The following is a 26,518-nucleotide window of genomic DNA, read 5'->3' on the forward strand; positions in this document are numbered from 1 at the left end:
CCGCCGCTCCTGGAGCGACCGGTCCATTGTCTTATGTGCCCTTATGACGAATTGATCGAATCGAGATGACGTTTCCGCTCTTCCTCGATTTGGGCCCGTTCGACTTGTAATTTAATCGCTTGCTCGTACAACTGTTGCCGCGATTTGACAGATTCCGCTTGTTCGAATTCTTTTCTTAACAAATTTAGACGGGCGTCTATTTCAACGAGTCGCTTTTCAAGCAAAGTTTGTTTACGCGTCTGTTCATTCTGTTCCGACGCTTCATATCCCGCCTCGAGTGCTTCCATTATTGTCTGTGCCCAAGGGTCATCTCCCAGTCGCTTGGCCGCGTTATACAGGTCTAGCATGTCATCAACCCAACGCTTTTGCATGTTCACTGGAGGTCACCTTCCTTTACCCATAGTTTAAAATAAAATGATTTTTCGGTCAAAATTGAATGTTCTGAAAAATTTTATTTAAGATATAGGTTTTTAATCACTCTTTTTTGGTAAAATAATATGAAAAGAATGTATTGTAGCATCAGTGTGCTTGAGGAGGGGAATATATTGTCGAGTCACAATCGTCGAGAGTGGGTTGCATTTGGCTTCGTCGTAGCGTTTTTAGGGGTTGCGACCGTGAAGAAAATCGCCCGTGGAACGGCAAATGACGCCGCGGCCAATCAACACCGGGCGTCCACAATCACTACGTTGAAAGAACAATTCCAAAAAGTTGCCAAGGACGCGTCGCAAGTGGCCGCGGCCGGTAAATTGCAAGGGAAAGAATTGACGGATCAAGTGAAAGCCGAAGTCGAACGTTATCAACAAGACATTCAGCCTTCAATCGAGCGGATCCAAGGAAACCTAGACGAGCTTTCGAACGTACAGTCAGACATGACCGAAGCGAAAGCGGAAAAGACCAACTGACCGGTCTGTTGTCATCGCCCGTCGTTTTAGTCACATTGTATCCGGAAAGGATGGATCGACATGGAACATGAAAAAGAATTCACTGGCCCTGAGGCCATGCTCTATAGTCATAAAATCATTCAACTTAGTAAGGCATTGTGGAAGACGGTCGAGAAAGACTGGCAGAATTGGATCAAGCCGTTCGATTTGAACATTAACGAACACCATATTTTATGGATCGCTCACGCCCTCGGCGGCGCCTCGATCTCAGAAATCGCCAAATATGGGGTCATGCACGTATCGACGGCGTTCAACTTCTCGAAGAAACTCGAAGACCGCGGTTTGCTCACGTTCTCGAAAAAGGAGACGGACAAACGAAATACGTACGTCCAATTGACGCCTGAAGGTGAAGCGCTCTTGCTCGAGACGATTCATGCGTTCGATCCGGAAGAGAACGGCGTCTTCCGCGCCTCCCTCCCGCTCCAAGAATTGTACGGGAAATTCCCGGACTTGACGGACATCACAGCGATCGTTCGCCGCTTGTATGGCGACAACTTCATGGACATCTTCGCTGAAACATCGAAGATGATCACAGAAGAAGCCGGACGTCGCCCTGAGGACGACGAGATCAGTAAAGAAGCTTGACCTGCCGATACAGCGGTTCCGTGACGTCTAGCGCCATTCCTTGGCGCACGCACGCCTCGAGAATCGTCTCGGCCTCTAAATGAGGATGAAGCATGCCGACGAAATGAACGAGCAAAGGCTCTACGGACGACAGACCGTAGCGCGCTTGCTCGTTTTGTCGTTCTCGGATATCATCAAGCAGCGCGAAAAACGCGACGACTTCTTGCCGTGTCAGATTCGCCTTGAGCACCTCATGTTCAAAGGGCCGCTCCGACCAATCGACCGCCCCGAGCAACAGTTCCATTTGAAACGATAATTGATTGATTTTCTCTTCTAACGACACGTTCTCCACCCCATCATTTCACATTCTATTTCATCATTATACGACACGTTTCTGTGCTATGATACTACACAGGCAAGAGAACAGCTGTTATCATTAACAAAATGTGGTATAGTCGGATTTAGAAACTTATAGATTTTTAGGGGTGGAATATATGTCAAACGGAATGACGAACGAACCGAACAAACAAAACAAGAAGTTTTCAACAGGCGCCCTCGTCGGCGCATCAGCGATTGCACTTCTCATCGGTGTCGGCGGCACATATGCGGCGACAAACGGCGGGTCTTCGGACAACTCAGCAGTTGTTTCCTTTGAAGGCGGCGAAGTGACACGCGGCGAGATCGCGGACATGAGCTACGACCGTATGGTCCCACAACTAGCTTTCCAAGAAACGATGAACGAGTTGCTTGAAAAAGAATACGGCGACAAAGTCGAACAAGACAAAGTTGACGAAGAGTTCAGCAAGACTGAAGAGCAGTTCAACTCGAAAGAAGAGTTCGAGCAAGCGATTCAACAAGCTGGCATGACTGACACGGACGAGTTCAAAGAAGCGCTCCGCGGACAAATGCTCGTCGATGCAGCGAAGTCAGAACTCGTCGAAGTGACGGACGAAGACATCGAGGCACAATTCGCGAAAGAGAACGTCGAAGTCAAAGCGAGCCACATCCTCGTTGAGACAGAAGAAGAAGCCCAAGCGATCATCAAAGAATTGAACGATGGCGCTGACTTCGCAGACGTCGCGAAAGAGAAATCGACAGACACAGGTTCTGGTGAAAAAGGTGGCGACCTCGGTTACTTCTCAGCCGGCGCCATGGTCCCAGAGTTTGAAGAATACGCGTTCCAAGAAGACGTGGTCGGCAAAGTATCTGAGCCGGTCCAATCACAATTCGGTTTCCACGTCATCAAAGTCATGGATCGTAAAGAAAAAGATCTTAAACTCGAAGACGAGAAAGATCGCATCCGTGAAGAATTGGCAACTGAAAAAGCAGCCTCTGTCGACGCGAACAAGATCTACGCCGAGTTGATCGAGAAATATAACGTCGACGTGAAAGATGCGAAAGCTTCAACACAGTTCGACGCTGTGAAAGACGCCATTAAAGCGTCAGAAGAAGGTACAGAAGAAGCACCGGCCGAAGAATCGACCGAGCAATAAGCAAAAGACGTCCCGCGGGACGTCTTTTTTGTATGCCTTCATAGCTTCGGTTTATAAAACGCACGGTTATCGAGTGCCATGACCCGCTCAGTGAACGCTCCGGGTTCGATCCCCTCGAACGCCTTCTCGAACATGTTCATCCGGGCATCGATGTTGTCGATGAAGAACAACATCTCAGCTTCCGGGAGCTGTGGCGCGTTCGCCGATCCCCACTCCGGTTTCCCGTGATGACTGAGGACGAGATGTTGGAGCAACGTCACGACTTCGCGTTCGGTCCCGAGTTCTCGGGCCACGACCTCGATTTCAGACGCCATGAGCGACAAGTGGCCGAGCAGTTTGCCTTCAAGCGTATACTCCGGCGTGATCGCATCCGACAACTCGATTACTTTCGCCAAGTCGTGGAGCACGACACCTGAGACGAGCAAATCACGATTCAATTGCGGGTACAGGTCACACATCGTTTCAGCGAGTTTCAGCATCGACAAGACATGGAACGCAAGGCCCGAATAGACCGCATGGTGGTGTCGCACCGCAGCCGGATACGTGAAGTAAGCCTCTTCGTTCCGGTCGACGAGCGCAGTCACGAGCTCACGCATGCCCGCGTGTCCGATCGCATCGATATAGCCGCGGATCCCCGTCTCGAGTTCCGACTTCGGTACAGGTGCCGAACGGACGTATGGCGCGATGTCCGTCTCCCCTTCGATGATGGAGATTTGTTTGAGCTTCAGTTGGGTCCGCCCGCGGTAATCCATCACTTCTCCGGAAGCGTGGACGATTTTCTTCGTCGCATATTTATCCGTGTCGGCGCTATCCCATACTTTCGTCTCAATCTCTCCGCTCTCATCGCAAAGAATGAGCGTCAAATATGGTTTGCCATTTCCGGCGAGTCCTCGATAGGATTGTTTGATCATGACATATTGGTTTAACGTGTCGCCCACTTTGAGCTGACCGATTTTAGTAGTCGTCAAAAAAAGCACCTCTCTTCTTGTCAGTACCTTCATCTTAACGAAAGTTCACGTGAGATGCCAACTTTCTTAGGAAAGCGGGAATACTTGAGGGAGAAGGAAATTGGGGGAATGGAAGATGAGTTGGAAATGGTATACACGACCCGAAGAAATCGTACAGGTCGACAATCATTATGAAGAAGCGTACACGTATTGGCTAGAGCAGTTGACGACGGCGAAAGTCACAAAAATCATTGTCGAGCAAGACTATATGTATGGCTCGCTCACGCTCGACTATGAACAGCTCGAGCGTGAACCGCAAAAGATCGGGCACTACTTCGTGACCCGGGATTTCTTATGGACAATCGGCTTTGACGACGTCTATTGCCAGTCAGTGGCGGCCAAGCAATACGATACCCCGATCGAGGCGTTCTATGATTTGCTCGCTGAAAAGATGGACTATTACTTTCATGGCATCGATGAATATGAAGAACGGTTGATGGTCGCCCAGCGCGAGATGAGCGGGCAAGTGCCGCCCCAGTTCATGAATGAGATTTTCGGGCTCCGCAGCGAGATCGAACGATGGTCCGATACCGTCGTCCCGTACCGCGAACTGCTCATGGCCGGGCGCGAGGCGTTTCTCGACATGGACTTAAACGAATTGAAAGCGTATCGTCTCGCCAAATATCGCGTCAATCGGCTCCTGACGTTGATCGAACATTACCAAGAAGACGTCATCGCGATGACCGATTTGGCCGCGACGTTGTCAAACTTCCGTGGCAACGAGATCATGAAGGCGCTCACCGTTTTCACGGCCTTGACGACGCCCGTCGTCGCGTTCGGTGCGGTCTGGGGCATGAACTTCAAACAAATGCCCGAGCTCGAGTGGCCGCTCGGCTATTTGTTCGCCTGGCTTATGATCATCGGCTTCACGGTTTTGATTTATTTCTGGTTGAAGCAAAAAAATTGGATTGGGTCGCTCCTGCAATTCCCGAATCAAATCCGTAGCCAAGAAAAGTTAGATAAACAGCGCAGCAAACGAAATAAGCAAAACTAGCAAAAAACGAACAAAAGTTCGGTATACTGAAAGGAGCAGATGATACAGAAAGGTGATGTTCATGGAACGATTGATCATCCATGTCGATATGGACGCGTTTTACGCCTCGGTCGAACAACGCGACCGCCCTGACTTACGCGATAAACCGGTCATCGTCGGTGGCGCCCCTCACAGCCGTGGGGTAGTCGCCACTTGTTCGTATGAGGCGCGAAAATACGGCGTGCACAGCGCCATGTCGTCACGGCGGGCGTTCGCGCTCTGTCCTCAGGCGACGTTTGTCAAACCGCGCTTTCACGTCTATCGGCACGTCAGCCAACAGGTGATGGCCATTTTCAAATCGATTACGCCGCTCGTCGAACCGCTCTCGCTCGACGAGGCGTACTTGGACGTGACAGAAAACACGCTCATGAGCACGTCGGGCCCTTATATCGCGCGCTACATCCTCGGGGAAATCAAACGGCGGACCGGACTGACCGCTTCGGCCGGGGTCGCCCCGTCGAAGTTCGTCGCCAAGATCGCCTCAGGATTCAACAAACCGAACGGACTGACGGTCGTCGAGGCGGCTGACGTCGAGACGTTCCTCGCCCCGCTCCCGATCACGACGATGCACGGGGTCGGCAAAGTGACCGCCCAGACGTTGTTCAAGCACGACTACCATACGATCGCCGATTTGCAGGGCACCCGCCCCGAGCAGTTGAAGGCCATCTTCGGCCACGACCGGGGAAATCAGTTATATGAGCTTGCCCACGGCCGGGACAGCCGCCCCGTCGTGCCGACGCGGGAACGAAAATCGATCGGCTCCGAGACGACGTTCGCGTTTGACCTCGATGACCCGGAAGAAGTGTATGAACGTGTCGTCCCGGAAATCGAAGACGTACTCCATCAGCTCGACCGCCGCGAGCTCAGCTGTCAGACGGTGACGATCAAAATTAAGACGAGCGAGTTCCAAGCCCGGAGCCATCAAATCAAACTGAACCACCCGACGCACGACCATGATGAGATTAAACGGCTCGCCCGCCGTCTGTTTGACGAGATGGCGATCACCGAACCGGTCCGCTTGATCGGGATGACGGTCTCAGAGTTGATTCCGCGTACCGAAACGGCCCGTCAGCTCACGTTCGAGGAGCTGACGAAACCTTCGCTTGAAGAATGAATGACCATTCAGTACAATGGAAGCAAAGGGGGCGAACGGATGGAACAGTATACGATCACAGCGTTCGAGAACGACGGCACGGTCGTCTTGAACGATTCATTTACCGCGGCAAGCGATGACGAGGCGAAAACGAAAGGCCTCGCGATGCTCGAGGAAGCCGGGCATCTCCATAAAGGGGCCCGCATCGCACGTCGCGGCCAACTCATCTACTTCGAGCGCTGTAAACTGCCAGGAAAACTGAAAGGCACGGCCTCATAACAGAAGCGCCTCGGGAATCCCGAGGCGCTTGTTCATTCGCTATATTTGGCTTCCCACTCGCTGCGCCACTCCATGTAATCGGGATGCAGCTCTTCCGCCGTCTTCCCATCGAGTGAATAGCTCGCTCCGGTAAGCGGCTCGGCCGAATCCGGATACGACGTCCCGCCGATGACCTCGCCGTCCACCATCATGACCGAGACGTTCGTCTGGCCGAGTTCTGCGACTTCATCGAGCGGATGGTTGCGGACGATGAAGTTCTCATGTCGAATGTCACGTCCAATATAGTCATCCGGCGGCGTCATCTGGACTTGCCACGTACTTTGCGTTGGCAACTCAAGCAGATCTGCCTTTTCAAAGCTCGACATTCTATTCCCTTTATAAGAGACGACGTCATAGCCTTGCTCCTCTAAGTACGCCTTGCCCACTTTGGCGTCCGCCCCGAGCGTCGGTGCCGGCTGTTCGCTCTCATTCGAGCAGGCCGCAAGCAAGAACACAGCCAAAATCATCCCAACTCGTTTCCACATCATCTCTCACCTCACCGTTTAGCATTTTTTTACACATTCGGCAGAGCAAACAACATTTCCTTCAAAACGGGAAGATGAACAAAATCGTGAAGATGGCGATGACCGCCGTCACGACCTGAAGCGGCAAGCCGACTTTGACAAAATCGAAGAAGCGATAGCCGCCGATGCCGAACACCATCGCGTTCGTCGGCGACCCGAATGGTGTCATGAACGCGAGCGAGGCCGCGATGGCGACGGCGACGACGAGCGGGACGGGACTGACTTGGAGTGCCGAGGCGAGCGACAGTGCGAGCGGAGCGAATAAGACGGCCGTCGCCGTGTTCGAGATGATTTGACTCAGCACCATCGTCGCGACGAAGAGCGCAACGAGCACCCAGACCGGACCAGCCTGCCCGAACGACTCACTGATCCATGTGACGAGCCACGCCATGATCCCAGCATTGTCGAGCGCTTGGCCGACCGGGATCATCGCTGCGATCAAAAGAAGCGAGGACCATTGAATCGATTGATACGCGACGTCCATTTGGCGGACGGCTCCGGTGAGCACCATGGCAAGCGCCGCGAGCCATACCGCTACCGTCGGGTCGACCCACTCGAACACGAGGAGCGTGACCATTCCGAGCATGATCAATCCCGCTGCTAGTTGATGACGTTCGGATACGGCCCGATTAGCCACGTCGGTCACGTGCTCATTGGCAAGCAAGAGGTGCGTCTCGTTTCCGACCCGCTCTAAGTCGGCCCACTCCCCTTGGGCGACAAGCATGTCGCCTCGTTCGAGCGGCACATCTTTCAATCGGGTGATGGCGATTTCCTCGTTCGGGCGTACGACTTGAAGCACGTTCAATCGATACTCATTGCGCAACCGGCTTTCGGACAAACAGCGGCCGACGAGCGGGCTGTCGGTCGGAATCGTGAAAACGGCGACGCCCGACTCTTTGCCGTACACATCTTTGACGTTAACCGGCTCGACGACCAATCCTTCTTGTCGGGCGATGCGGTGGACATCCGTCTCATCGCCACTGACGAGGACACGCCCTTCCGTAAGCACTGTGTCGGCTCGGGCCGTGATAAACCGATGGACCACTCCTTTTCGGTGTTCGCCGACGACGACCAGGCCGTCTCGTGACCACTTGACGTCACTAAGCGTCTGACCGACGAGGCGGTGTCCTTTCGTGATGGACAGCGCGTAGACGGCTACTTGCGGTATCATCAACGGATGGGCCGCCGACGAACGAACATCCCCCGCCCCGAGCAGACGGTTCCCAATGACATAGAAATATAACAGTCCGACCACAGCCACGACGAGACCAATCGGCAAGAGCGCAAAAAATCCAAGCGCTCCCCCCGCGCCTCGGAGCGTCTCCGCGGCGACTAGGTTCGGTGGCGTTCCGATAAGTGTCATCGTCCCACCGATGCTTGAGAAAAAGGCGAGCGGCATGAGCAATTTCGCCGGGCTCGTCCCCATCTGCCTTGACATGGCGAGCACGACCGGAATCAACAAAGCGACCGTTCCCGTGTTCGACATTAGGCTCGACAAAAACGTCACGGTGACCATGAGGACGAGAAAGAGACGTACTTCACTCCCTTTCGCGTACGGGATGAGAGCGGCCCCTAACCGTTCGGCGAGGCCGGTGTGAAACAACCCGGCACCGACAATGAACAGTCCGGCGATCATGAGCACGACCGAATTCGAAAAACCGGCCATCGCTTCGACCGGTGTCAGTTGATTTGTCAAAACGAGCAAGAGGAGACCAATCAGCGCGACCAAGTCGGCCCGGAGCCAACCTCCGATAAAACCGATGATCATGACGGCTAAAATCACCAAGGTGACCATGACGTCCACCCTTTCTTGTGAAATGACCTACAAATAGAGTATACCACGCTTCATGTAAGCGCTATCATGAATTGGGTGACAATCTAGGCAACAAAAAAGCGGATGGCTCGATTGCCATCCGCTTCACTGTTATTGAACTTCGTTATCATTCACCATCGGAGCGTAGAGCTCTTCAAGTGGCTTCATGATAATTTTCGTCACTTCTGTGACCAGTTGATGCATGCGTTGCTCTTCTTGCATGAGCTCCATGATCAATTCGTTTTGTTGAACGCCCATCATTTTTGTCTGCGCATCCATCATCTCTTGTTCAGAGATTTCTTCGCCTTGCATTTGCTTCTGTTGAAGCGTCATTTGGATATCACGGAAGTCAGCGAATAACTGGTTCGCTTCTGCATCCGCATTGACACGGTCGTATAGTGAAGAGAGATTTGTGAACTCCTCAGAATCGCGAAGTGCTTTTTCCAATTGGTAAGCATGATCGTACAAGTTTGATTGTGACATGTGACGTCCTCCTAAAAACTATTAGGGCGTGCCGATCAAACGATGGCAATCAACCCTTGAATCAATCCAATCATACCACCTAATAAGGCGCCAAGCCATGTTATTGCCCGGAACTCTCGTTTTGAGATCGAAAGGACGATCTCTTCGAGGTACGAGGTATCGAGCGAGCTCACTTGCTCTTGAACGATTTGATCGATTTTCAGGCGATCCATGACCGTCTCCATTTGATCCGTGAAGCGCGTGATGACGAGCCTCACGCCGTTCGGCACGAGTTCTTCGACGACACGGTCTTCGACGTCCCGCGTATAGGAGTGGACGGTCCGATCGAGCAGTTCCCCAACCGGGAGACGCGAGACGACTTCCGTCGTCACACCGTCAATCAACCGTTCCTCTAATCGGTCGTCGAGCAGTGTATCGACCGAGCGTTCACTGAACCGCTCGAATTCGCGCGTGATCATCGTCGCCATGCCAGACCGAGTCGAGCCACCTCGCAAGATATTGATAATCTCCGGACGAATCATTTCGACGAAATTCAAGTTTTGAACGAACCCGGCGATGAAACCGAGCCGACGTTGGACGAACGAGTCGACCATGTGCCGAAGTTGCGCCTCGCCTTCAGCCGAATAAAAGTATTCTTCTGACTTGACGAGCAGGGCGTCCACGATTTCGGGGATGATGCCGCGGACACGGTCCATCCCGTCTTCACCGAGAAGCTCATATAGTTGACGCGACTTCACATCCGCAAGGACGAGTCGGAGCTCTTGCCGGAGCTTCGTATCCGCTTCTCCCAACACACGTGTCTCCGCATCGGGATAGAGCGGTTCGATGAGCGAACGGATCGTCTTGTCTGAACGAAGCATCGTCCGAACCTCACCTTGCACGAAGTGGGTAATATGATTACCGACTTGTTCATCGAGCAGGCGCTTACGCATCCCTTCAGGCGTCAACAAGTGCTTGACGACCGTCTTCCCGAGGCTCGTTGCCAATTCGTCGCGACGTTTCGGGATCAACCCCGGGGTGAACGGAACTCTCATCTTCCCGATGTATTTAGGATGATGGGGCCGAAACAACATTTTGATAGCGAGAAAGTTCGTGACTCCCCCGATTGTCGCCCCGATGGCGATCATGATGAATATTTTTAGTAGACTGTCCAAACTGCCTGCCTCCGTTCTGAAATATGATACATTGTTTGAAGAGGTGATTGTATTGACTACGTATGATCGTATTAAATCGATTTTCCCGACCGTTGTCCATCGGTCGGAAGATGCATCCGGAGACTACATCTGGTACCAAGCACACGATGGGACCGTGTTTGGACTACCCAAAATGGAATTGAGCGAGCGTGAACGACAGCTGCTTGAATGGTCGGCGACACCGTTTGTGACGACGCGTGATCCGCGTCAAGAGAAATGGCAAGACCGCTTGCTCACAGATTCGTATCGGATCGCCCAGCCATTTCGGTTGTTGTCGCTGTCGCTCCATTATCAAGAGCCGGAATCGCTCGAGCAATTTTTAGAGATATTGCACGATTTCATGCCTGAAGCGGAAATCGTCGTCATGACGCGACATCACGTGGAAATCATCGAGATGAATCAACTCGTCGATTTGTCCGAGTTCGAGGACGTGTTACGAGCCGTGGCGAGCGATTGCTACGTTGAGGCCCATGTCATCTATAGCGAGCGACCGCTCGGTGTGTTAGGGACACTGTATCAACAACATCAAACGCTGCGCCCGTTCGCGAGACTCTCTACTAAAGCTTACCCTGCTAGTCAACTATTATACCATTACTTGCTAGAAGACCATGAGACTTTTGCCGAACGTCTCCAATTGATCGAGGCCGTATATACGACGCTCGACAAGACGAACATCGAGCTGTTAGAGGCATTATTCGCCCACTCTTTAAACGTATCCCATACGGCTAAAGCACTGTTCATGCATCGAAATACGCTCAATTATCGGCTCGATCGGCTGTATGAACTGACGGGATACGATGCCCGCCAATTCTATGATGCGAGTTTGCTTCAACTCATTGTCACGTTGCACAAATCTGAGTAATCGTTTTTGTGCAACGTGTACATATCCAATGCAAGCGGTTTCACCGTATAATCAATCTTGTAAGCGCTATTATACAAGAACAGATTCCCAGGAGGCTAACGACATGGCAGAAATTCAATTGAACCACATTGATAAAATATACGAAGGTGGCGACTCAAAGGCAGTCAGCGATTTTAACTTGCACATCAAGGACCGCGAGTTCATCGTCTTCGTCGGACCTTCAGGTTGCGGTAAATCGACGACACTCCGTATGATCGCCGGACTCGAAGAAATCTCGAGCGGGGACTTCATCATCGATGGCAAGCGCATGAACGACGTCGCACCGAAAGACCGCGACATCGCGATGGTCTTCCAAAACTATGCCCTTTACCCGCACATGAGTGTGTATGACAACATGGCGTTCGGTTTGAAACTTCGCAAGTTCCCGAAAGATGAAATCGATCGTCGCGTCCAAGATGCGGCCCGTATCCTCGGACTTGAAGAATACCTTCAACGTAAGCCGAAAGCACTCTCTGGTGGTCAGCGTCAACGTGTCGCCATCGGCCGTGCCATCGTCCGTGATGCCAAAGTGTTCTTGATGGATGAGCCGCTCTCAAACTTGGATGCCAAGCTTCGCGTTCAGATGCGTAAAGAAATCATCCAATTGCACAACCGTCTCGACACGACGACGATTTACGTTACCCATGACCAAACGGAAGCGATGACACTCGCGACTCGCATCGTTATCATGAAAGACGGAATCATCCAACAAGTCGGTTCGCCGAAAGAAGTATATGAAAACCCGGACAACATCTTCGTAGCCGGCTTCATCGGATCACCTTCAATGAACTTCTTCCGCGGTAAATTGGCTGATGGGAAGTTCCTCGTCGGTGGTGAAGAAATCAACGTCCCTGAAGGCAAAATGAAAGGTCTTCGTGACCGCGGTTACGTCGGTAAAGAGCTCGTTCTCGGAATCCGTCCAGAATCGATCCATGATGAACCGATCTACATCGACTCACCAACGACGCACACGTTCCGCACGCATATCGACGTCGCCGAGCTCATGGGCGCTGAGTCATACTTGTACGCTGAACTTGGCGGCCACCAGTTCACGGCTCGCATCGATGGACGTTCGAACATCCACATGGGTGACGACGTCACACTCGCACTCGATATGACGAAAGCTCACTTCTTCGACACGGAAACAGAACAAGTCATCCGTTAATACAAAAATCCCTTCGATTGGTTGCAATCGAAGGGATTTTTCAGGCTATTGACGAATCAAATCGTATATTGCGATTTGATTCGTCTTTTTTTTGTGCGCGAAGAGCTCAAAGACTCGAAAAAACACAAACGGCAACCAGATGGTGACCGTTTGTGTTGCTCGTCCGATGGCGCCCCGACTCCTGCAGGAAAGCAATCCAACGGAGACCCAGCAGCGACGCGCGTCGCGATGCGGCTCCGGGATTGCCTGCGGAAAGCGTGGGCGCCGGAAGGACGAGCGATTTAATTAATGCTGGTTAGGAAGCTGAAATCCCTTCGATTTTAGAATCAAAGGGATTTCTTTGTGTCAACGAATCGCATATCGACGTTCGAGACGATGCTGCCCTGCCTGGATGAGCGTCGACAAGATCCAATAGATCGATGCCGAGAACAAGAGGAGCGGCATGACGAGATACGTCGTCGCGGCAATTTGGTCCGACACGTACGTCAACTCTTGGACGGCGATGACCGAACCGAGCGACGTCGATTTGATAATATCGATGACCGAGTTGGACACCGGTGGGATCGCACGCGATAGCGCCTGGGGGAAGATGATATCCTTGAAGCGCTTCGCACGCGGGATGCCGAGGGCGACACTCGCCTCGACTTGTCCTTGGTCGACCGAATTGATCGCCGCCCGGAACGCTTCCGAGATATAGGCCGCGAAGTGAAGGCCTAACCCGAAGATGAGCGCCTGCATCCCGCTCAACTGAACGAATCCGGTCAAACCGACGTACAAGATGAGAAGTTGCAACAAGAGCGGTGTCCCGCGGAAGAACGAGATATACGTACGCGTGAACAAACGGACAATTTTGATTGGACTGCTATGAAGTAATGCGATGATCAGACCGAGCACCAAGGCGAGGAGAATCGACAGGATACTGGCGATCAACGTCAATTGTACGGCTTCTACATAGGCCGAACGGTTCTCGATGACGGTCGTGATCAGTTCACTCATTGACTGATATCCTCACCGAAGTACTGCTCACCGATTTCAGCCATCGTACCGTCTTCTTGCATCTCAGCGAGCGCGTCGTTCAACTTATCGAGCACGTCCGAGTCTTGGCGTGTCATGTAGCCCGCTTCGCTCTTGTTGAAGACGTCACCGACCGCTTTCACGTCGTAACCCGTCTTCTCAAGCTCCGTCAAGATGAAGAGACGGTCGTTGAGCGCTGCGTCAAGACGTCCGACTTGAAGATCTTGTAACACTTGGTTCGCGCCTTTGTAGAACTTGACTTCAGCTCCAGCTTCTTCAGCGAGCTTGGCGTAGACCGATCCTTGTGTCGAGCCGACGACTTTGCCGTCGAGGTCGTCGATGCCTTGGATGTCCTCATTGTCTGATGCGACGATGACTTGTGCGCCTGAGACGGCGTATGGGTCTGAGAACGCATATTTCTCTTCACGTTCTGGCGTGATGCTCATCTGGTTGGCGATCATGTCGATGCGTTCCGCGTCGAGTGCTGGAACGAGTCCTTTGAAGTCCATCGGCTCGTATTCGACCGTGTAACCGGCACGCTCGGCCGCTTCGTTCAACACATCGATGTCATACCCTGTGATTTCACCTTTATCTTTATACGTGAATGGCGGGTATGTCGCTTCTGTTCCGACTGTGATGACGGCTTCTTCTGAACCGCTGTCTGTCTCTGTGCCGCATGCTGCGAGCACCCCGAACGATGCGCCGATAGCGAGTACTGCTGTTAACGATTTTTTCATATGAATTCCGCCTTCCTGATAATCCTTATATGATTACATGGTTTTGAACAATAACCTCATCATACTGACGGGGGCATTCAATGTCAAACAAAAACCACTGCCCTCGTCAGGGCAGTGGTCCTCGCTTAATCGATTGCTTTCGCTTGTTTCATGACATCTCGTTCAATCGCCTCTCGTTTGACCGTCGTCTTCTCGGCGCTATCGGCGTGGACGCTGAAGTAGAACTTGATTTTTGGCTCCGTTCCAGACGGACGCAGGCAGAACCATGAGCCATCCTCGAAGATGAACTTGAGTACGTTCGACGACGGCAACTCGATTGCTTCCGTCTCTCCTTGACGCAAGTTCGTCGCGACTTGTTGCTTATAGTCTTCAAAGCGGACGACTTCGTACCCTCCGACTTCCTGCGGCGGATTGGCGCGGAACGCCTCCATCATCCGGCCGATCTGTTCGAGACCGGCTTTCCCTTTCAATGTCATCGATTGGAGCGACTCTTCATAGAAGCCATACTTCTCATACACAGCTTGGAGCGCATCGTATAACGTGCGTCCTTGTTGTTTATGGAAGGCTGCCATCTCAGCGCCGAGCAAGCACGCCTGGACGGCATCCTTGTCACGGCAGAAGTCGCCAATCAAATACCCGTAGCTCTCTTCGTAGCCGAACAAGAACGTATATTCACCAGATTCTTCATATTGTTTGATCTTCTCACCGATGAACTTGAAGCCGGTGAGCGTATTCTCGAGGTGAACCCCATACGCCTTGGCGATGGCCGCCCCAAGTTCAGACGTGACAATCGTCTTCGCGACGAAACCGTTCGTCGGAAGCGTCCCCGTCTCGACTTTTTGAGACAGAATGTAATCCATGAGGAGCGCCCCGGTCTGGTTCCCCGTCAAGACGAACCATTCGCCGTTGCGGTCACGGACCGTGAAACCGACACGGTCGGCGTCCGGATCCGTCGCCATGAGCAAGTCGGCGCCGACGCGGTCGCCGTACTGCATCGCGAGCTCAAACGCGGCCCGTTCTTCCGGGTTCGGATAACTGACCGTCGGGAACGACCCGTCTGGCTCGGCCTGCTCCTCGACGATGGTGACATGTTCAAACCCATACGCCTTCAACCCTTCCATGACCGGACGGCGTCCCGTCCCGTGGAGTGGCGAGTAGACGATTTTAAGCGGGTCTCCTTGCACATCTGTATGAATGCGAATCGATTGAAGGGCCTCCATATAAGCGGCATCGACCGACACATCGACGGTGACGAGCGTGCCATCGGCGCGGAGTGGGGCTTCGTCTTGGACTTCGATCTTTAATTCGTCTTCGATCGCGTTGACGTATGAGACGAGCTCATCGGCCTCAGCCGGCGGCAACTGTCCGCCGTCGGCACCGTATACTTTAAAACCGTTATATTCTGGCGGGTTGTGGCTCGCCGTGATGACGATGCCTCCAAATGCGTTTAAATGTCTGACGGCGAACGACAACTCTGGTGTGGCCCGCAGGCTTGGGAACAAGTATGTCTTAATCCCGTTCGAGGCGAGCGTACGCGCCGCTTCGAGCGCGAACTCCGGCGAGAAGTGACGTGAGTCGTGGGCGATGACAACGCCGTGACGTTTCGCTTCTTCGCCCGAGGCAGCGATAAAGTCCGCGAATCCTTGCGATGCCTTACGAATCGTATACATGTTCATCCGGTTCGCACCTGGTCCGATTTCCCCGCGCATACCGCCCGTCCCGAATTCGAGCGTCTTATAAAAGGCGTCCTCGAGCGACGTCTCGTCTTGCTCCATTTCCTCAAGCTCGGCGCGCAAGTGCGGTTCGAGCGCCTCGTGTTGTTTCCATCGGTCATATGTCTGTTGCCATGTCATGGTCAGTTCCCCTTTCGACATTCAAAAATTCAATCGAAGTACTCGCCAATTTGTTCCATCTTGTATACGATGGGAGTAACGAAACTTCGAGGTGATACTATGTTTCCAACTATGCGTGCCCAAGAATTGAAACACATCGTCCATACGGACTCGATTCGCTTTATTGATTGTCGTTATTCATTAAACGACGCCTCATACGGAAAATATGTGTATCGACAGGGGCATCTCCCGAACGCCGTCTTCCTCGATTTGATGGAAGATTTATCTGGTCCCGTGTCCGAACACGGTGGGCGCCATCCACTGCCGTCAAAAGAAGCATGGACCGAGACGCTTCGCCGAATCGGGATTCAAAAAGATGACTTGATCATCATTTACGATGACGGATTCCCTTATGCCGCCCGTGCTTGGTGGTTATTCAAATGGGCCGGCCATGAGCGTGTCATCGTGCTCGAGGGCGGGATTCAGTCCGGAATCACTTACTGCGGCGAGACGACGACGGACGTTCCGTCCTACCCCGCCTCAGATTACGTCCCAGCGTTCCAAGACGAGATGATTGCGACGATCGAAGACGTCCGTGCCGCCACGGTCACGGGCGGGCTCTATGATTCACGGACGGCCGACCGGTACGACGGCAGCCATGAACCGATTGATCGCAAACCGGGCCATATCCCGAACGCCGTCCTTTGTCCGTATACCGAAGCCGTCACCGACCTCGGCACGCTTCAAGATTTTCATGATTTGAGAGAGCTGTACGCCAACGTCCTCGACGTCCCCAACCCCATCTTCTATTGCGGGAGCGGAGTCACCGCCTGCGTGAACATTTTGGCGTTACACGCCCTCGGTAAAGATGACGTCCGGCTGTACCCAGGGTCTTACTCTGATTGGATCAGTTATCCAGAAAACACGGTCCACCCGTAACGGGTGGATCGCTTTTTTTATTTCACGCTCGTCGGTTTGATGTTCCAGACGGCGTTCGCGTATTCCGTGATCGTCCGGTCACTCGAGAAGATTCCCGATTTGGCCGTATTGACGATTGAACTCTCGGCCCAGCGTGCTTTGTCCGAGAACACCTCGTCGACGCGTCGTTGCGCCTGCATGTAAGACGCAAAATCTTTCAACACGAGGAAATCATCATTATAGACGAGAAGCGAGTCGAAGATGGCTTGGAATTGGTATTCTCCGACCTTGTCGAACGTTCCGTTGACGAGGGCATCGACGACGTTACGCACTTCCGTGTTCGCATGGTAGATGTCGGCCGCATGATAACCGCCGAACTTCTTGTAGTTCATGACTTCTTGCGGTGTCAATCCGAAGATGAAGATGTGATCGTCCCCGACCGCATCGCGAATCTCGATATTGGCCCCGTCGAGCGTCCCGATCGTAAGCGCACCGTTCATCATGAACTTCATGTTGCCGGTACCTGACGCCTCGTAGCTCGCCGTCGAAATCTGTTCACTCAAATCCGAACCTGGGAAGATTCGCTCCGCCATCGAGACGCGGTAGTTCTCGAGGAAGACGATCTTGATGAAGCGGCTCGCCCGCTTATCGTTGTTAATCATGGCTGCGAGCGCGTTGATATAGCGAATGACTTCTTTCGCGTAATAGTAACCTGGCGCCGCCTTCGCACCGAAGATGAATGTCCGTGGCACCATCGTGAACGTCGGGTCCGCTTGAATCTTCTGATAGAGCGCGTGGATATGCATCGCGTCCATCAATTGACGTTTATAAGCGTGGAGCCGCTTGACTTGAACGTCAAAAATCGACTCCGGATCGACGGCGATGCCCGTCTCTGCTTGAATGTAGCCGGCGAGGTCAAGTTTGTTCTGTTGCTTCACGTTCATGACTTGCTCTTGGAAGCTCGCGTCTTTTGACACACCCATCAACTTCTCAAGATCGTTCGGGTGTTCGATCCATGACGAACCGATCGCATCGGTGATCAAGTTCGAGAGTCGCGGATTTGACTTGAGCAGCCAGCGACGATGCGTGATCCCGTTCGTCTTGTTGTTGAAGCGAAGCGGGAACATCTCATACAAATGACGCATCTCACGTTGCTTCAAAATATCGGTATGGATGCGGGCGACCCCGTTCGTCGAGTGCGAGCCGACGACGGCAAGGTTCGCCATGTTGATGTGTTGGTTCGACACGATCGCAATCTCGCCCATGTGCGGCTCGAGATGTGGATAGTTGACGAGCACATCTTTACAGAAGCGACGATTGATTTCCGTGATGATTTGATAGATGCGCGGCAATAGCCGTTCATACATCTCGACCGGCCACTTCTCGAGTGCCTCGGCGAGAAGCGTGTGGTTCGTGAATGACATGACGCTCTTCGTCACACGCCACGCCTCATCCCATCCGTAACCGTGGTCGTCCATTAAAATCCGCATGAGTTCGGGGATGGCCACGACCGGATGCGTGTCATTGATGTGAACGGCGTAATGGTCGCCTAAGTGCTTCAACGATTTATTATGACGTAAGTAAGACGCGATCATTGACTGAACGCCCGCCGAAACGAAGAAGTACTGTTGCTTCAAGCGCAACACTTTTCCTTCATATGTCGTGTCGTCCGGGTAGAGGAACTCAGAGATGGTCGCAATCGACTGCTTGTATTTGAGCAAGTCTTTGTACGAACCTTTCGTCCGTTCCATGTACTCCTCGTCATCAAACGGTGACTCGGCGTTCCAAAGACGGAGCGTATTGACGACATCGTTTTTGTAGCCGATGATCGGCATGTCGTAAGGCACGGCTCGGACGACTTCATCCGGATGGTGGACGACGCGAAGCCGGTCCCCGATTTGTCGCATCTCGATCCAACCGCCGAAATTGACGTCGACAGCCCGGTCAGCCCGGCGTGTCTCCCACATGTTGCCATCACGGAGCCAGTTGTCCGGCAACTCGACTTGATAGCCGTCGACGATCTTTTGTTTGAACAAGCCGTAACGGTAACGAATCCCGTTCCCGTGCCCAGGCAGGCTGAGCGCGGCGAGTGAATCGAGGAAACATGCCGCTAAACGACCGAGCCCCCCATTCCCGAGACCCGGTTCCGGTTCATATTCCGTGATGTCGGTGAAGTTGAAACCAAGTTCGTCTAACCCCTCTTGCACGACTTCTAAGACGTCCATGCTGAGCAGGTTGTTATACAGAAAACGGCCGAGTAAAAATTCAAGTGAGAAATAAATGACTTGTTTACTCTGTTTTTCTTCGTGCTTGTCGCGGGTGTTGATCCATTTCGGGATCGCCTGTTCGCGCACCATCGTTGCCAACGTTTGATACACTTCCTGCTCGGTCCCTTCATCAAACGACTTCCCGTTTAATGCGACGAATCTCTCTTGAAATGAAGTGACGAAGCTCTGTTTATCTGTAAACATATGTGTGTAAAACTCCTTCCGGTCATGCGAATAGGTGATACAACTCACGGTATTGCTTCGCGGATTGTTTCCAGCTGAAGTCCGCAGTCATCGCTTGATGGACGAGGGCGTTCCAATTGTTGTCGTCGTAGAAGACACGAATCGATTTCTCAATCGTCGCGAGCATCTCGTGGGCGTTGTAATTCAAGAAACCAAATCCCGTCCCCTCTTGTGTGTACTCATTATACGGCTTGACCGTGTCGCGTAACCCACCCGTCTCGCGGACGATCGGGAGCGTCCCATAGCGCATCGAGATAAGTTGGCTCAGACCGCACGGCTCAAAGCGCGACGGCATGAGGAATGCATCCGATCCCGCGTAAATCAAGTGTGCGAGTTCAATGTCGAAGCCGATATACGACCCGACCTTGCCTGGATGCGTCGCCGTCATCTCGTGAACGATGCCCTCGTATTCGGGTTGACCCGATCCGAGGAAGACGAACTGACAGTCCAAGTTTCCGAGCTCTTCACTCACGGCTTCGATCAAATCGAGCCCTTTTTGCTCGACGAGTCGACTGACAAAGCCAATCAACATGATGTCGTCACGTACTTCGAGACCAAACCGCTCTTGCAGGACGCGCTTGTTGACGAGCTTCCCTTCCTTCACCGTATCGAGGTCATACGTTTGCGCGATGCGCTTGTCCGTGCTCGGGTCGTTCGTCGCCAAATCAAGGCCGTTCAAAATGCCCCGGACGTCAACTGACCGGTACCGAAGCGCCGCGTCGAGTCCTTCCCCGTAGTACGGTTCCATAATCTCGTCGCGATACGACGGACTGACCGTCGTGATTTGATCGGAATGAACGATTCCGGCCTTCATGTAGTTGACGAGACCGTTATGTTGAATCCCTTCTGCTGTGAAGTGTTCCGGACCGAACTGTAACAGCTCGCCGAGGACCGCTTCCGGGAAGATGCCTTGATATTGCAGGTTATGGATGGTGAACACCGTACGGATGCGTTGATACGCCTCGAGGTGTTGATAATGAATCCGTAAAAAGGCCGGGACGACGCCCGTTTGCCAGTCGTGACAATGGAGCACGTCCGGGATCTCCTCTGCTTCGAGTTTCCCGATCATCTCAAGGACGGCCCGAGAGAAGAATGCGAACCGCTCGGCATCATCGTAATGGCCGTAGAGCACGCCTTCCCGTTTGAAATAGTACTCGTTATCGATAAAGTAGAACGTGACCCCATCGCGCACAAGTTTCAGGACGGCACCAAACTGCTTGCGCCATCCGACCGGTACGATCAAGTCGAATAGATACTCCATCTCGTCCACATATTCCTGAGCAATCGAGCCATACTTCGGCATAACGACACTCACATCTTCACCGAGGCCAGACACCGCTTGAGGGAGCGAGCCGATGACATCGGCAAGCCCCCCCGTTTTCATGAACGGTGCCGCTTCTGAAGCGACATACCATATTTTCATAATATCCCCCTTTAAACCGTTGTCCGTTTTCCGATGACGATCGGTTCGTCGACCGTACCTCGAATGACTTGTCCTCGTTTGACGACCACTTCTTTATCTAAAATGGCGTTCTCGACGACAGCGCCTTCTTCGATGATCGACTTGGATAAAATGATTGAGTTTTTGACACGGGCGTGCTCACTGACGACGACACCGCGGAAGAGAATACTGTTTTGAACTTCTCCGCTGATTTTACAGCCGTTTGCAACGAGCGCTTCATTCACTTTCGACCCTTTCAAATAACGGGTCGGCGGCTCATGTTTGATCTTCGTATAGATATGCGGGAAGTCATAGATAATCCCTTCCTGACGAAGTAAGCGCATACTTTCATTATAGTATGAAAGGACAGAATGAATCACCTGCATTTTCCCAGTATAGTGATAGCCGTGTACGTGCAGACGATGAAGCTGTGGACGGATGACACCGTCGAGCAAATCATACTCGCCTCTTGACGTCGCTTCGTCGACGAGACGAAGGAACAAGTTTTTCGACATGATGATCGTCTCGGTATACGTATACTCATCGTCCGGGGTGTATCCGCGCTCACCGATGCCGACGACACGGTCGTTTTCGCCGAGACGAATCGGGCGGCAATAGCCACATTTTTGTTCGTGTCCGGTATAAGCGAGTGTAATGTCCGCACCCATTGATTTATGATGCTCGAGCATGTCTTGGAAGTCGATCGTCGTCAACACGTTCGATCCGGTGATCACGACGTACGGCTGTTTGCTGCGTACGAAGTGTTCGCGGTGCATCGAGAAGTTGGCCAAGTCGCCGAGGTACGCTTCCCCGTCGGGCTTGAGCGCCGGCGGGAAGATGTGTAGCCCGCCTTGCGAACGGTCCAAATCCCATTCTTTCCCTGAACCCAAGTGATCCATGAGCGAGCGATACTTATCGAGCGTGAAAATACCCACTTGGTTGATGCCTTGGGTAATCATATTCGTCAATGTAAAATCAATCAGGCGATAACGCCCAGAGAACGGGACAGCAGCTAAATTGCGATGCCCCGTAAATTCTGGAAACAAGCCCTCTTCGGTCCCTAAGTTGATGACCCCTAACAAATCATTCGTCAACAGTAACGCCTCCTTGCGTCGGTCTTTTTTTAAATTAAGCACGTTGTTTGAAGACTGTGCCGCTCTCGATATTTTCATGTGGTTCAATGACAACGATCTCACCACCCGGCTCACCGACCGTCGCACCGTCCTCAATGACGGCACAGCTCGCGACGATGGCTCTATGAATCGTTACATCTTTTCCGATTCGTGCTCCAGGCATGATAACCGAGTCTTTGACGAGCGAGCCTTCACCGACGCGCACATCATAGAACAAAACTGAATGTTGAACTTCGCCCTCAATCCGGCAACCTTCATTGATGACCGACTGTTCGACACAGGCATCTTTGCCGATGAACTGTGGCGTCTGGTTCGGGTTGACCGAGTAGATTTTAAAGTCCGGATCATATAGATCGAACGGTGGATCTTCTTCGAGTAAGTCCATGTTGGCTTCCCAAAGCGATTGAATCGTCCCGACGTCTTTCCAGTAACCTTTAAATTTATACGCGAACACGTCTAAACCGTCGAGGAGCGTGTTCGGAATGATGTTTTTACCGAAGTCGAAGCTTGATGTCTCGTCTTCTGCATCTTGAATCAAGTGCTCCCGTAGCACTTTCCAGTTGAAGATATAAATCCCCATCGAAGCCAAGTTGCTCTTCGGTTTCTCCGGCTTCTCTTCGAACTCATTGATGCGAAGATCATCGCTCGTGTTCAAGATCCCGAAACGCGGTGCTTCGTCCCAAGGGACTTCCATAACTGAAATCGTGACGTCTGCTTGCTTCTCTTTATGGAAATCGAGCATCTTCTCATAATCCATCTTGTAAATGTGGTCCCCCGATAGGATCAACACGTACTCCGGATCGTAGTCGTCGATATAGCTCAAGTTCCGATAAATCGCATTGGCCGTACCTTCGTACCAGTTTTTTCCCGACTGCGCTTGGTAAGGCGGTAAGATGGCCAAGCCTCCATTGCGGCGGTCCAAGTCCCAGGCCGACCCGATGCCTAGGTAACGGTTCAACTCAAGCGGTTCATATTGTGTTAACACGCCCACCGTCGTGATTCCCGAATTGGTACAGTTCGATAATGGAAAATCGATGATCCGGTACTTCCCTCCAAAGTTGACAGCAGGCTTCGCTGTCTTCCGTGTGAGAGGCCCGAGTCGTTTCCCTTCTCCTCCTGCGAGGAGCATCGCAACCATTTCTTGCTTCATAGTACAGCCTCCTAAATTCATAATATAAACATCTATTACCCTCTTTCTCTACTTCCTAATGTATTCCTGCTCAAATTATTATATGATAACGTTTACATTTTGAATTTTATCGAAAGATTGACGATATAATGAATAAAGAGAGAGGTGAGACGATGCGAGCGTGGATTGGGACACTATTTTTTGCCGGTTTGCTAGCCGCCGGTCTGACAATCAGCGGGGCGTTGAAAGAGGAGATTGAACAGACGAAGCAGATTTTGACGTGGGGCGAAAAGACGGTCGATGCGGCCCCGCTCGCTTCGAAGCATGCCGTCACATTGACGTATAAAGGCGGGACAGAACAGCTCTATTTGAGCGGCCGACGTGATGACGTCTCCGTCGCCCGCTTGCCGGCCCATATCCGTGAGGCGATCATGGTCATCGAAGATCGTAAGTTCAACGCCCACCCAGGTTACGACCTCGGCGGGATCGCCCGGGCGTTCATTCACAACGCCAATGAATCGTCGTTACAGGGCGGAAGTACGATCACGCAGCAGTTGGCTCGTAACGTGTATTTGACGCACGAGCGGACATATGAACGTAAAGTGAAAGAACTTTTACTCGCTCGAGCCTTGGAAAAACAATATAGTAAGAAAGAAATTATGACCGCCTACAGTAACGTCATCTTCTTTGGATATAACGTTTATGGCATCCAAGCAGCTGCCGATACGTACTTTGCTCGTCCGCTCGAAGATTTAAATTGGAATCAAATCGCTTTCCTGTTGACCGTACCAAACAATCCTTCCCTCTATGATCCGCTCCAACCTTCATCCGGATTTTATGAGCGTAAGGACCGCATCCTCACTCAACTGCGGGATGCCGGCGTGCTATCGAAGCAAGCTTACGAGACGCACCACGGTGTGAAGCTGAAGGCGACCTATCGACAGCACGTTGTCCGCTATCCCGATTATATGGATACGGTCATGAAAGAAGCGATCCGACTCGTCCGCTCACGCTATGACCTCGATGAAGACGCGGCCAGAGACTACTTGGCGACGAATCAAGCGACGATCGACACGTATCTGTCTGTCGCCCGACAACAACAAGCAAAACAAGTGATGACGAAACTGCCGAACGGTTTAAACGGTGGCTATGCTGAATTGACGCCGAAAGGCCGAATCGTCGCCCTCGTTGATTCAGAAATGACTCAGAGCGGTGAATTCAACCGGGCCACGCAAGCGTTCCGTCAACCCGGGTCGGCCATCAAGCCGGTCCTCGTCTTCGCGCCTTTCATCGAAGAGACCGGTGCGAAACTCGATACGATCCTTGACGGCCGGCCGGTCTGTTACGGAACATATTGTCCGACGAACAGCGGCAATCGCGTCCTCGGCGATGTATCGTTCCGTGATACGGTCGCGTATTCTTACAACACGCCGGCGCTCGCTGCCTTCACCGCGATTGACCAGGAAACGGCGTTCGCCACGGCCGACCTAATGTTCAGCCAATGGGACGCTAAAACGGATAACAGCCTGGCCAGTGCGCTCGGCGGATTGACCCAAGGTGTGTCACCGAAAGAACTCGCCGCCGCCTATACGCCGTTCTTAAATCAAGGGGTTTATGTGTCAGGTCAAACCATCAAACAGATTCGTTTCGAGTCGGGAGTCCCAACGCTCACGCCAAGTGTGACGCAACAAGCCGTCTGGTCGAAATCGACCGTCGCGACGATGCGCGAGGCGTTGTCTTCCGTTACGACGTACGGGACCGGACGGTATGCCGGTCAAATCAAACGTCCTTATGTCGGCGGCAAGACCGGTACGACGAACTCGCATAAGGACATGTGGTACGTCGGCTTGACCGATGAGACAATCACGGCTATCTGGCTCGGCGCCGACACGCCGCGGCCGTTCCCGGAACTCGCCAATCGGGCCTATCCTGCCATCATTTGGACAGAAGCCCATCGCTAAAATAAGGTCAGGGACAGTTGTCCCTGACCTTATTGCTGTTTTCGATAAGTATGGTATCCGTAATTTCCCCATGACTCAAACAGTTCATCCTCATGAATCAGCTTCCACGGATTGAACATCGTCTGCCCGTTCTTGTTGAAGAAGAGTCCGTTGCCGAGCGAATATGTCGCGTGTTGAATTCGAACGGCATCATCAACGAACGTGAGCACGTCCCCTCGTTCGGTCAGTTCCGACTCGATTCTCATTTGACACTCCCACGGCTAAAGCCGCAAGCCCATCTCTTCAGGATGGGTGGGATTCTGAAGTGCCCGTGCGGACGCAGGCCATTTCTGTTTTGTCCGAGCCTTCAGATAAGGGTTTGCCATCACCCCTCCTGAGACAGACCCTATAGGTTCTCAGGCTGGTTGACTGTCACCATCAACCACAGGTGCGTATCGGATGTTCATCGCACCGACTAAATCTCTATGCTTGTTGAATCCGCATGAACACGAATAGGTTCGATCTTTCGCTTTATTTCGGCTTCCGCAAGAAGGACATGTCTGAGATGTGTATGCAGGGTTGACATATTCGACCTTGATTCCTTCTAACTTCGCCTTGTATTCGATGAATGTGGCTAAGCGATAGAACGACCAGGTGTGCAGGTTCTTGGCGTTTTTACGGCTTGTGCTTGCCGTCTGTCGGATGTTCGCCAGTCTTTCGAGGCGGATGACAGAGATATGGTTCTCTTTCGCGAAGTCGACGATCCCACGGCTCACCTTGTGATCCTTGTCTCGCATCCAGCGCTGTTCTTTGTTGTCCAGTTTCTTGATCGCATTCAGTTTCTTCTTTTGACCGAGCTCTTTCCGCTTCGTCCGGAACTTGCGTTTCATGTACTTGTTCTCGCGCCCGTTCCCGAAGAACCGCGCCTTTTCGCAATCGGTCGATGCGACGGCAGGGACTTTCAGACCGAGGTCCACCCCGAGCACCTTCGTTTCTGTTTTTTCTGTCGTGCGAATCGTGACGGCGATCTGGGCGATCCACTTGGTCGACTTCTTCGTGATGCGGAGCGTCCCGAGCTTGTTGGCGAGGAGGGTCGCGTTCCGGTTGTCCGGGTCGACCATGTCGGCGCGGATGGCCGTCTTCTTCACCTTCCCGTCGATGATGATCGGGAGGGAGACCGACTCGAAGTCGAACGAGTAGTTCTGGTTGTTCCAGGTGCAGTATGGCTTCTTGAGGACCGGGACGACCTGGAAGTCCTTCTTCTTCGCCCTCTTGAACATGCTCTTCGCGTCCTGGATGGCCTGGTTCTTGACGGCGCTCGGCAGGTCCGCCGTGA

The 26,518-nt window shown here is 52.5% G+C and carries 27 protein-coding genes; 11 read left to right on the forward strand and 16 right to left on the reverse strand.

From position 1 onward, the window contains the following. Nucleotides 1-41: 41 nt before the first annotated feature. Entirely contained in the window at nt 42-371 is a 330-nt protein-coding gene (locus KNP79_RS08705; protein ID WP_232938993.1) for a hypothetical protein, read from the reverse strand. A gap of 174 nt (nt 372-545) precedes the next feature. On the opposite strand from KNP79_RS08705, the gene KNP79_RS08710 reads away from it, so the two are divergent. Together KNP79_RS08710 and KNP79_RS08715 are read left to right on the forward strand one after the other, a co-directional pair. Continuing rightward, complete coding sequence (locus KNP79_RS08710) at nt 546-902, forward strand: hypothetical protein (protein ID WP_235420126.1); 357 nt, start codon at nt 546-548, stop codon at nt 900-902. A gap of 60 nt (nt 903-962) precedes the next feature. Beyond that, entirely contained in the window at nt 963-1,526 is a 564-nt protein-coding gene (locus tag KNP79_RS08715; RefSeq protein WP_021066715.1) for an HTH-type transcriptional regulator Hpr, read from the forward strand. Here the strand turns inward: KNP79_RS08715 and KNP79_RS08720 are convergent. Further along, entirely contained in the window at nt 1,510-1,848 is a 339-nt protein-coding gene (locus tag KNP79_RS08720) for a DUF1878 family protein (protein WP_235420124.1), read from the reverse strand. The two genes, KNP79_RS08715 and KNP79_RS08720, sit on opposite strands and share 17 nt — an antisense overlap. A 151-nt stretch (nt 1,849-1,999) precedes the next feature. On the opposite strand from KNP79_RS08720, the gene KNP79_RS08725 reads away from it, so the two are divergent. After that, entirely contained in the window at nt 2,000-2,998 is a 999-nt protein-coding gene (locus tag KNP79_RS08725) for a peptidylprolyl isomerase (protein ID WP_034776518.1), read from the forward strand. Between the two features lie 38 nt (nt 2,999-3,036). Here the strand turns inward: KNP79_RS08725 and KNP79_RS08730 are convergent, their stop codons facing one another. Next, complete coding sequence (locus tag KNP79_RS08730; RefSeq protein ID WP_233004917.1) at nt 3,037-3,909, reverse strand: HD domain-containing protein; 873 nt, start codon at nt 3,907-3,909, stop codon at nt 3,037-3,039. Nucleotides 3,910-4,081: 172 nt separating this feature from the next. On the opposite strand from KNP79_RS08730, the gene KNP79_RS08735 reads away from it, so the two are divergent. From KNP79_RS08735 to KNP79_RS08745, 3 genes are all read left to right on the forward strand, one after another. After that, complete coding sequence (locus KNP79_RS08735) at nt 4,082-4,999, forward strand: magnesium transporter CorA family protein (RefSeq protein ID WP_052090080.1); 918 nt, start codon at nt 4,082-4,084, stop codon at nt 4,997-4,999. Between the two features lie 61 nt (nt 5,000-5,060). Beyond that, nucleotides 5,061-6,152, forward strand: a complete 1,092-nt coding sequence (gene dinB, locus KNP79_RS08740) for a DNA polymerase IV (protein WP_235420122.1) — start codon at nt 5,061-5,063, stop codon at nt 6,150-6,152. Nucleotides 6,153-6,191: 39 nt separating this feature from the next. Next, nucleotides 6,192-6,410, forward strand: coding sequence for a YhzD family protein (locus KNP79_RS08745; RefSeq protein WP_034776515.1), 219 nt, complete (start codon nt 6,192-6,194; stop codon nt 6,408-6,410). Nucleotides 6,411-6,442: 32 nt separating this feature from the next. On the opposite strand, the gene KNP79_RS08750 is transcribed toward KNP79_RS08745, so the two are convergent. The 4 genes from KNP79_RS08750 to KNP79_RS08765 all read right to left on the reverse strand — a co-directional run bounded on the left by KNP79_RS08750 (nt 6,443) and on the right by KNP79_RS08765 (nt 10,396). Next, nucleotides 6,443-6,937, reverse strand: coding sequence for a hypothetical protein (locus KNP79_RS08750; RefSeq protein WP_214752371.1), 495 nt, complete (start codon nt 6,935-6,937; stop codon nt 6,443-6,445). 58 nt (nt 6,938-6,995) lie between these two features. Beyond that, entirely contained in the window at nt 6,996-8,768 is a 1,773-nt protein-coding gene (locus KNP79_RS08755; RefSeq protein ID WP_034776514.1) for an SLC13 family permease, read from the reverse strand. 129 nt (nt 8,769-8,897) lie between these two features. Further along, nucleotides 8,898-9,269 carry a YlbF/YmcA family competence regulator gene (locus KNP79_RS08760; protein ID WP_034776512.1) on the reverse strand — a complete coding sequence of 124 codons (372 nt, stop codon included), beginning with the start codon at nt 9,267-9,269 and terminating at the stop codon, nt 8,898-8,900. 35 nt (nt 9,270-9,304) lie between these two features. Then, complete coding sequence (locus KNP79_RS08765; protein WP_052090200.1) at nt 9,305-10,396, reverse strand: DUF445 domain-containing protein; 1,092 nt, start codon at nt 10,394-10,396, stop codon at nt 9,305-9,307. 70 nt (nt 10,397-10,466) lie between these two features. On the opposite strand from KNP79_RS08765, the gene KNP79_RS08770 reads away from it, so the two are divergent. From KNP79_RS08770 to KNP79_RS08780, 3 genes are all read left to right on the forward strand, one after another. Beyond that, the gene (locus tag KNP79_RS08770) at nt 10,467-11,324 is read left to right on the forward strand and encodes a PucR family transcriptional regulator (RefSeq protein WP_353048135.1); all 858 of its coding nucleotides are present in this window, start codon (nt 10,467-10,469) and stop codon (nt 11,322-11,324) included. Nucleotides 11,325-11,427: 103 nt separating this feature from the next. Further along, entirely contained in the window at nt 11,428-12,528 is a 1,101-nt protein-coding gene (locus KNP79_RS08775) for an ABC transporter ATP-binding protein (protein WP_034776508.1), read from the forward strand. Between the two features lie 48 nt (nt 12,529-12,576). Beyond that, the gene (locus KNP79_RS08780; protein ID WP_215192034.1) at nt 12,577-12,813 is read left to right on the forward strand and encodes a hypothetical protein; all 237 of its coding nucleotides are present in this window, start codon (nt 12,577-12,579) and stop codon (nt 12,811-12,813) included. A gap of 60 nt (nt 12,814-12,873) precedes the next feature. On the opposite strand, the gene KNP79_RS08785 is transcribed toward KNP79_RS08780, so the two are convergent. The 3 genes from KNP79_RS08785 to KNP79_RS08795 all read right to left on the reverse strand — a co-directional run bounded on the left by KNP79_RS08785 (nt 12,874) and on the right by KNP79_RS08795 (nt 16,132). Then, nucleotides 12,874-13,524 (reverse strand): amino acid ABC transporter permease, encoded by a 651-nt coding sequence (locus KNP79_RS08785; protein ID WP_214712585.1) that lies wholly within the window; start codon nt 13,522-13,524, stop codon nt 12,874-12,876. Next, on the reverse strand, nt 13,521-14,279 hold the full coding sequence (locus KNP79_RS08790; protein ID WP_034776504.1) for a transporter substrate-binding domain-containing protein: 759 nt from the start codon (nt 14,277-14,279) through the stop codon (nt 13,521-13,523). Before KNP79_RS08790 ends, KNP79_RS08785 begins: the two co-directional genes overlap by 4 nt. Nucleotides 14,280-14,404: 125 nt before the next feature. After that, on the reverse strand, nt 14,405-16,132 hold the full coding sequence (locus tag KNP79_RS08795) for a phospho-sugar mutase (protein WP_215192022.1): 1,728 nt from the start codon (nt 16,130-16,132) through the stop codon (nt 14,405-14,407). A 99-nt stretch (nt 16,133-16,231) separates the two neighbouring features. Here KNP79_RS08795 and KNP79_RS08800 point away from each other — a divergent pair, with 99 nt between their 5' ends. Next, nucleotides 16,232-17,050, forward strand: coding sequence for a sulfurtransferase (locus KNP79_RS08800; RefSeq protein WP_052090077.1), 819 nt, complete (start codon nt 16,232-16,234; stop codon nt 17,048-17,050). A 17-nt stretch (nt 17,051-17,067) separates the two neighbouring features. Here KNP79_RS08800 and KNP79_RS08805 read toward each other — a convergent pair whose 3' ends face one another. The 4 genes from KNP79_RS08805 to KNP79_RS08820 are packed head-to-tail and all read right to left on the reverse strand — an operon-like array spanning nt 17,068 to nt 23,263. Further along, a complete protein-coding gene (locus KNP79_RS08805) occupies nt 17,068-19,500 on the reverse strand; it encodes a glycogen/starch/alpha-glucan phosphorylase (RefSeq protein ID WP_034776498.1) in 2,433 nt (810 codons plus the stop codon). A 22-nt stretch (nt 19,501-19,522) separates the two neighbouring features. Then, entirely contained in the window at nt 19,523-20,962 is a 1,440-nt protein-coding gene (gene glgA, locus KNP79_RS08810) for a glycogen synthase GlgA (RefSeq protein ID WP_214752365.1), read from the reverse strand. A gap of 11 nt (nt 20,963-20,973) precedes the next feature. Beyond that, nucleotides 20,974-22,074, reverse strand: a complete 1,101-nt coding sequence (gene glgD / locus KNP79_RS08815; protein WP_214752363.1) for a glucose-1-phosphate adenylyltransferase subunit GlgD — start codon at nt 22,072-22,074, stop codon at nt 20,974-20,976. Between the two features lie 34 nt (nt 22,075-22,108). Continuing rightward, on the reverse strand, nt 22,109-23,263 hold the full coding sequence (locus KNP79_RS08820) for a glucose-1-phosphate adenylyltransferase (RefSeq protein ID WP_214752361.1): 1,155 nt from the start codon (nt 23,261-23,263) through the stop codon (nt 22,109-22,111). Nucleotides 23,264-23,391: 128 nt separating this feature from the next. Here KNP79_RS08820 and KNP79_RS08825 point away from each other — a divergent pair, with 128 nt between their 5' ends. After that, entirely contained in the window at nt 23,392-25,203 is a 1,812-nt protein-coding gene (locus KNP79_RS08825; RefSeq protein WP_215192024.1) for a transglycosylase domain-containing protein, read from the forward strand. 29 nt (nt 25,204-25,232) lie between these two features. Here KNP79_RS08825 and KNP79_RS08830 read toward each other — a convergent pair whose 3' ends face one another. Continuing rightward, nucleotides 25,233-25,448, reverse strand: coding sequence for a hypothetical protein (locus KNP79_RS08830; protein ID WP_214752357.1), 216 nt, complete (start codon nt 25,446-25,448; stop codon nt 25,233-25,235). Nucleotides 25,449-25,598: 150 nt separating this feature from the next. Continuing rightward, nucleotides 25,599-26,518: RNA-guided endonuclease InsQ/TnpB family protein (locus tag KNP79_RS08835; protein ID WP_215192026.1), on the reverse strand; the 920-nt coding region annotated here is incomplete at its 5' end.

Source organism: Exiguobacterium sp. s7, from assembly GCF_018618195.1.
Lineage (GTDB): Bacteria > Bacillota > Bacilli > Exiguobacteriales > Exiguobacteriaceae > Exiguobacterium > Exiguobacterium mexicanum_A.

What these genes read in the sequence shown, in the direction of transcription:
- KNP79_RS08775 (WP_034776508.1), top strand. Translation starts at nt 11,428, where the DNA reads ATGGCAGAAATTCAATTGAACCACATTGATAAAATATACGAAGGTGGC.
- KNP79_RS08800 (WP_052090077.1), top strand. Translation starts at nt 16,232, where the DNA reads ATGTTTCCAACTATGCGTGCCCAAGAATTGAAACACATCGTCCATACG.
- KNP79_RS08765 (WP_052090200.1), bottom strand. Translation starts at nt 10,396, where the DNA reads ATGATCGCCATCGGGGCGACAATCGGGGGAGTCACGAACTTTCTCGCT.
- KNP79_RS08745 (WP_034776515.1), top strand. Translation starts at nt 6,192, where the DNA reads ATGGAACAGTATACGATCACAGCGTTCGAGAACGACGGCACGGTCGTC.
- glgA (WP_214752365.1), bottom strand. Translation starts at nt 20,962, where the DNA reads ATGAAAATATGGTATGTCGCTTCAGAAGCGGCACCGTTCATGAAAACG.
- KNP79_RS08820 (WP_214752361.1), bottom strand. Translation starts at nt 23,263, where the DNA reads ATGAAGCAAGAAATGGTTGCGATGCTCCTCGCAGGAGGAGAAGGGAAA.
- KNP79_RS08730 (WP_233004917.1), bottom strand. Translation starts at nt 3,909, where the DNA reads ATGATCAAACAATCCTATCGAGGACTCGCCGGAAATGGCAAACCATAT.
- KNP79_RS08790 (WP_034776504.1), bottom strand. Translation starts at nt 14,279, where the DNA reads ATGAAAAAATCGTTAACAGCAGTACTCGCTATCGGCGCATCGTTCGGG.
- KNP79_RS08750 (WP_214752371.1), bottom strand. Translation starts at nt 6,937, where the DNA reads ATGATGTGGAAACGAGTTGGGATGATTTTGGCTGTGTTCTTGCTTGCG.
- KNP79_RS08715 (WP_021066715.1), top strand. Translation starts at nt 963, where the DNA reads ATGGAACATGAAAAAGAATTCACTGGCCCTGAGGCCATGCTCTATAGT.
- KNP79_RS08830 (WP_214752357.1), bottom strand. Translation starts at nt 25,448, where the DNA reads ATGAGAATCGAGTCGGAACTGACCGAACGAGGGGACGTGCTCACGTTC.
- KNP79_RS08805 (WP_034776498.1), bottom strand. Translation starts at nt 19,500, where the DNA reads ATGTTTACAGATAAACAGAGCTTCGTCACTTCATTTCAAGAGAGATTC.
- dinB (WP_235420122.1), top strand. Translation starts at nt 5,061, where the DNA reads ATGGAACGATTGATCATCCATGTCGATATGGACGCGTTTTACGCCTCG.
- KNP79_RS08825 (WP_215192024.1), top strand. Translation starts at nt 23,392, where the DNA reads ATGAATAAAGAGAGAGGTGAGACGATGCGAGCGTGGATTGGGACACTA.
- KNP79_RS08785 (WP_214712585.1), bottom strand. Translation starts at nt 13,524, where the DNA reads ATGAGTGAACTGATCACGACCGTCATCGAGAACCGTTCGGCCTATGTA.
- KNP79_RS08705 (WP_232938993.1), bottom strand. Translation starts at nt 371, where the DNA reads ATGCAAAAGCGTTGGGTTGATGACATGCTAGACCTGTATAACGCGGCC.
- KNP79_RS08795 (WP_215192022.1), bottom strand. Translation starts at nt 16,132, where the DNA reads ATGACATGGCAACAGACATATGACCGATGGAAACAACACGAGGCGCTC.
- KNP79_RS08755 (WP_034776514.1), bottom strand. Translation starts at nt 8,768, where the DNA reads ATGGTCACCTTGGTGATTTTAGCCGTCATGATCATCGGTTTTATCGGA.
- KNP79_RS08760 (WP_034776512.1), bottom strand. Translation starts at nt 9,269, where the DNA reads ATGTCACAATCAAACTTGTACGATCATGCTTACCAATTGGAAAAAGCA.
- KNP79_RS08725 (WP_034776518.1), top strand. Translation starts at nt 2,000, where the DNA reads ATGTCAAACGGAATGACGAACGAACCGAACAAACAAAACAAGAAGTTT.
- KNP79_RS08735 (WP_052090080.1), top strand. Translation starts at nt 4,082, where the DNA reads ATGAGTTGGAAATGGTATACACGACCCGAAGAAATCGTACAGGTCGAC.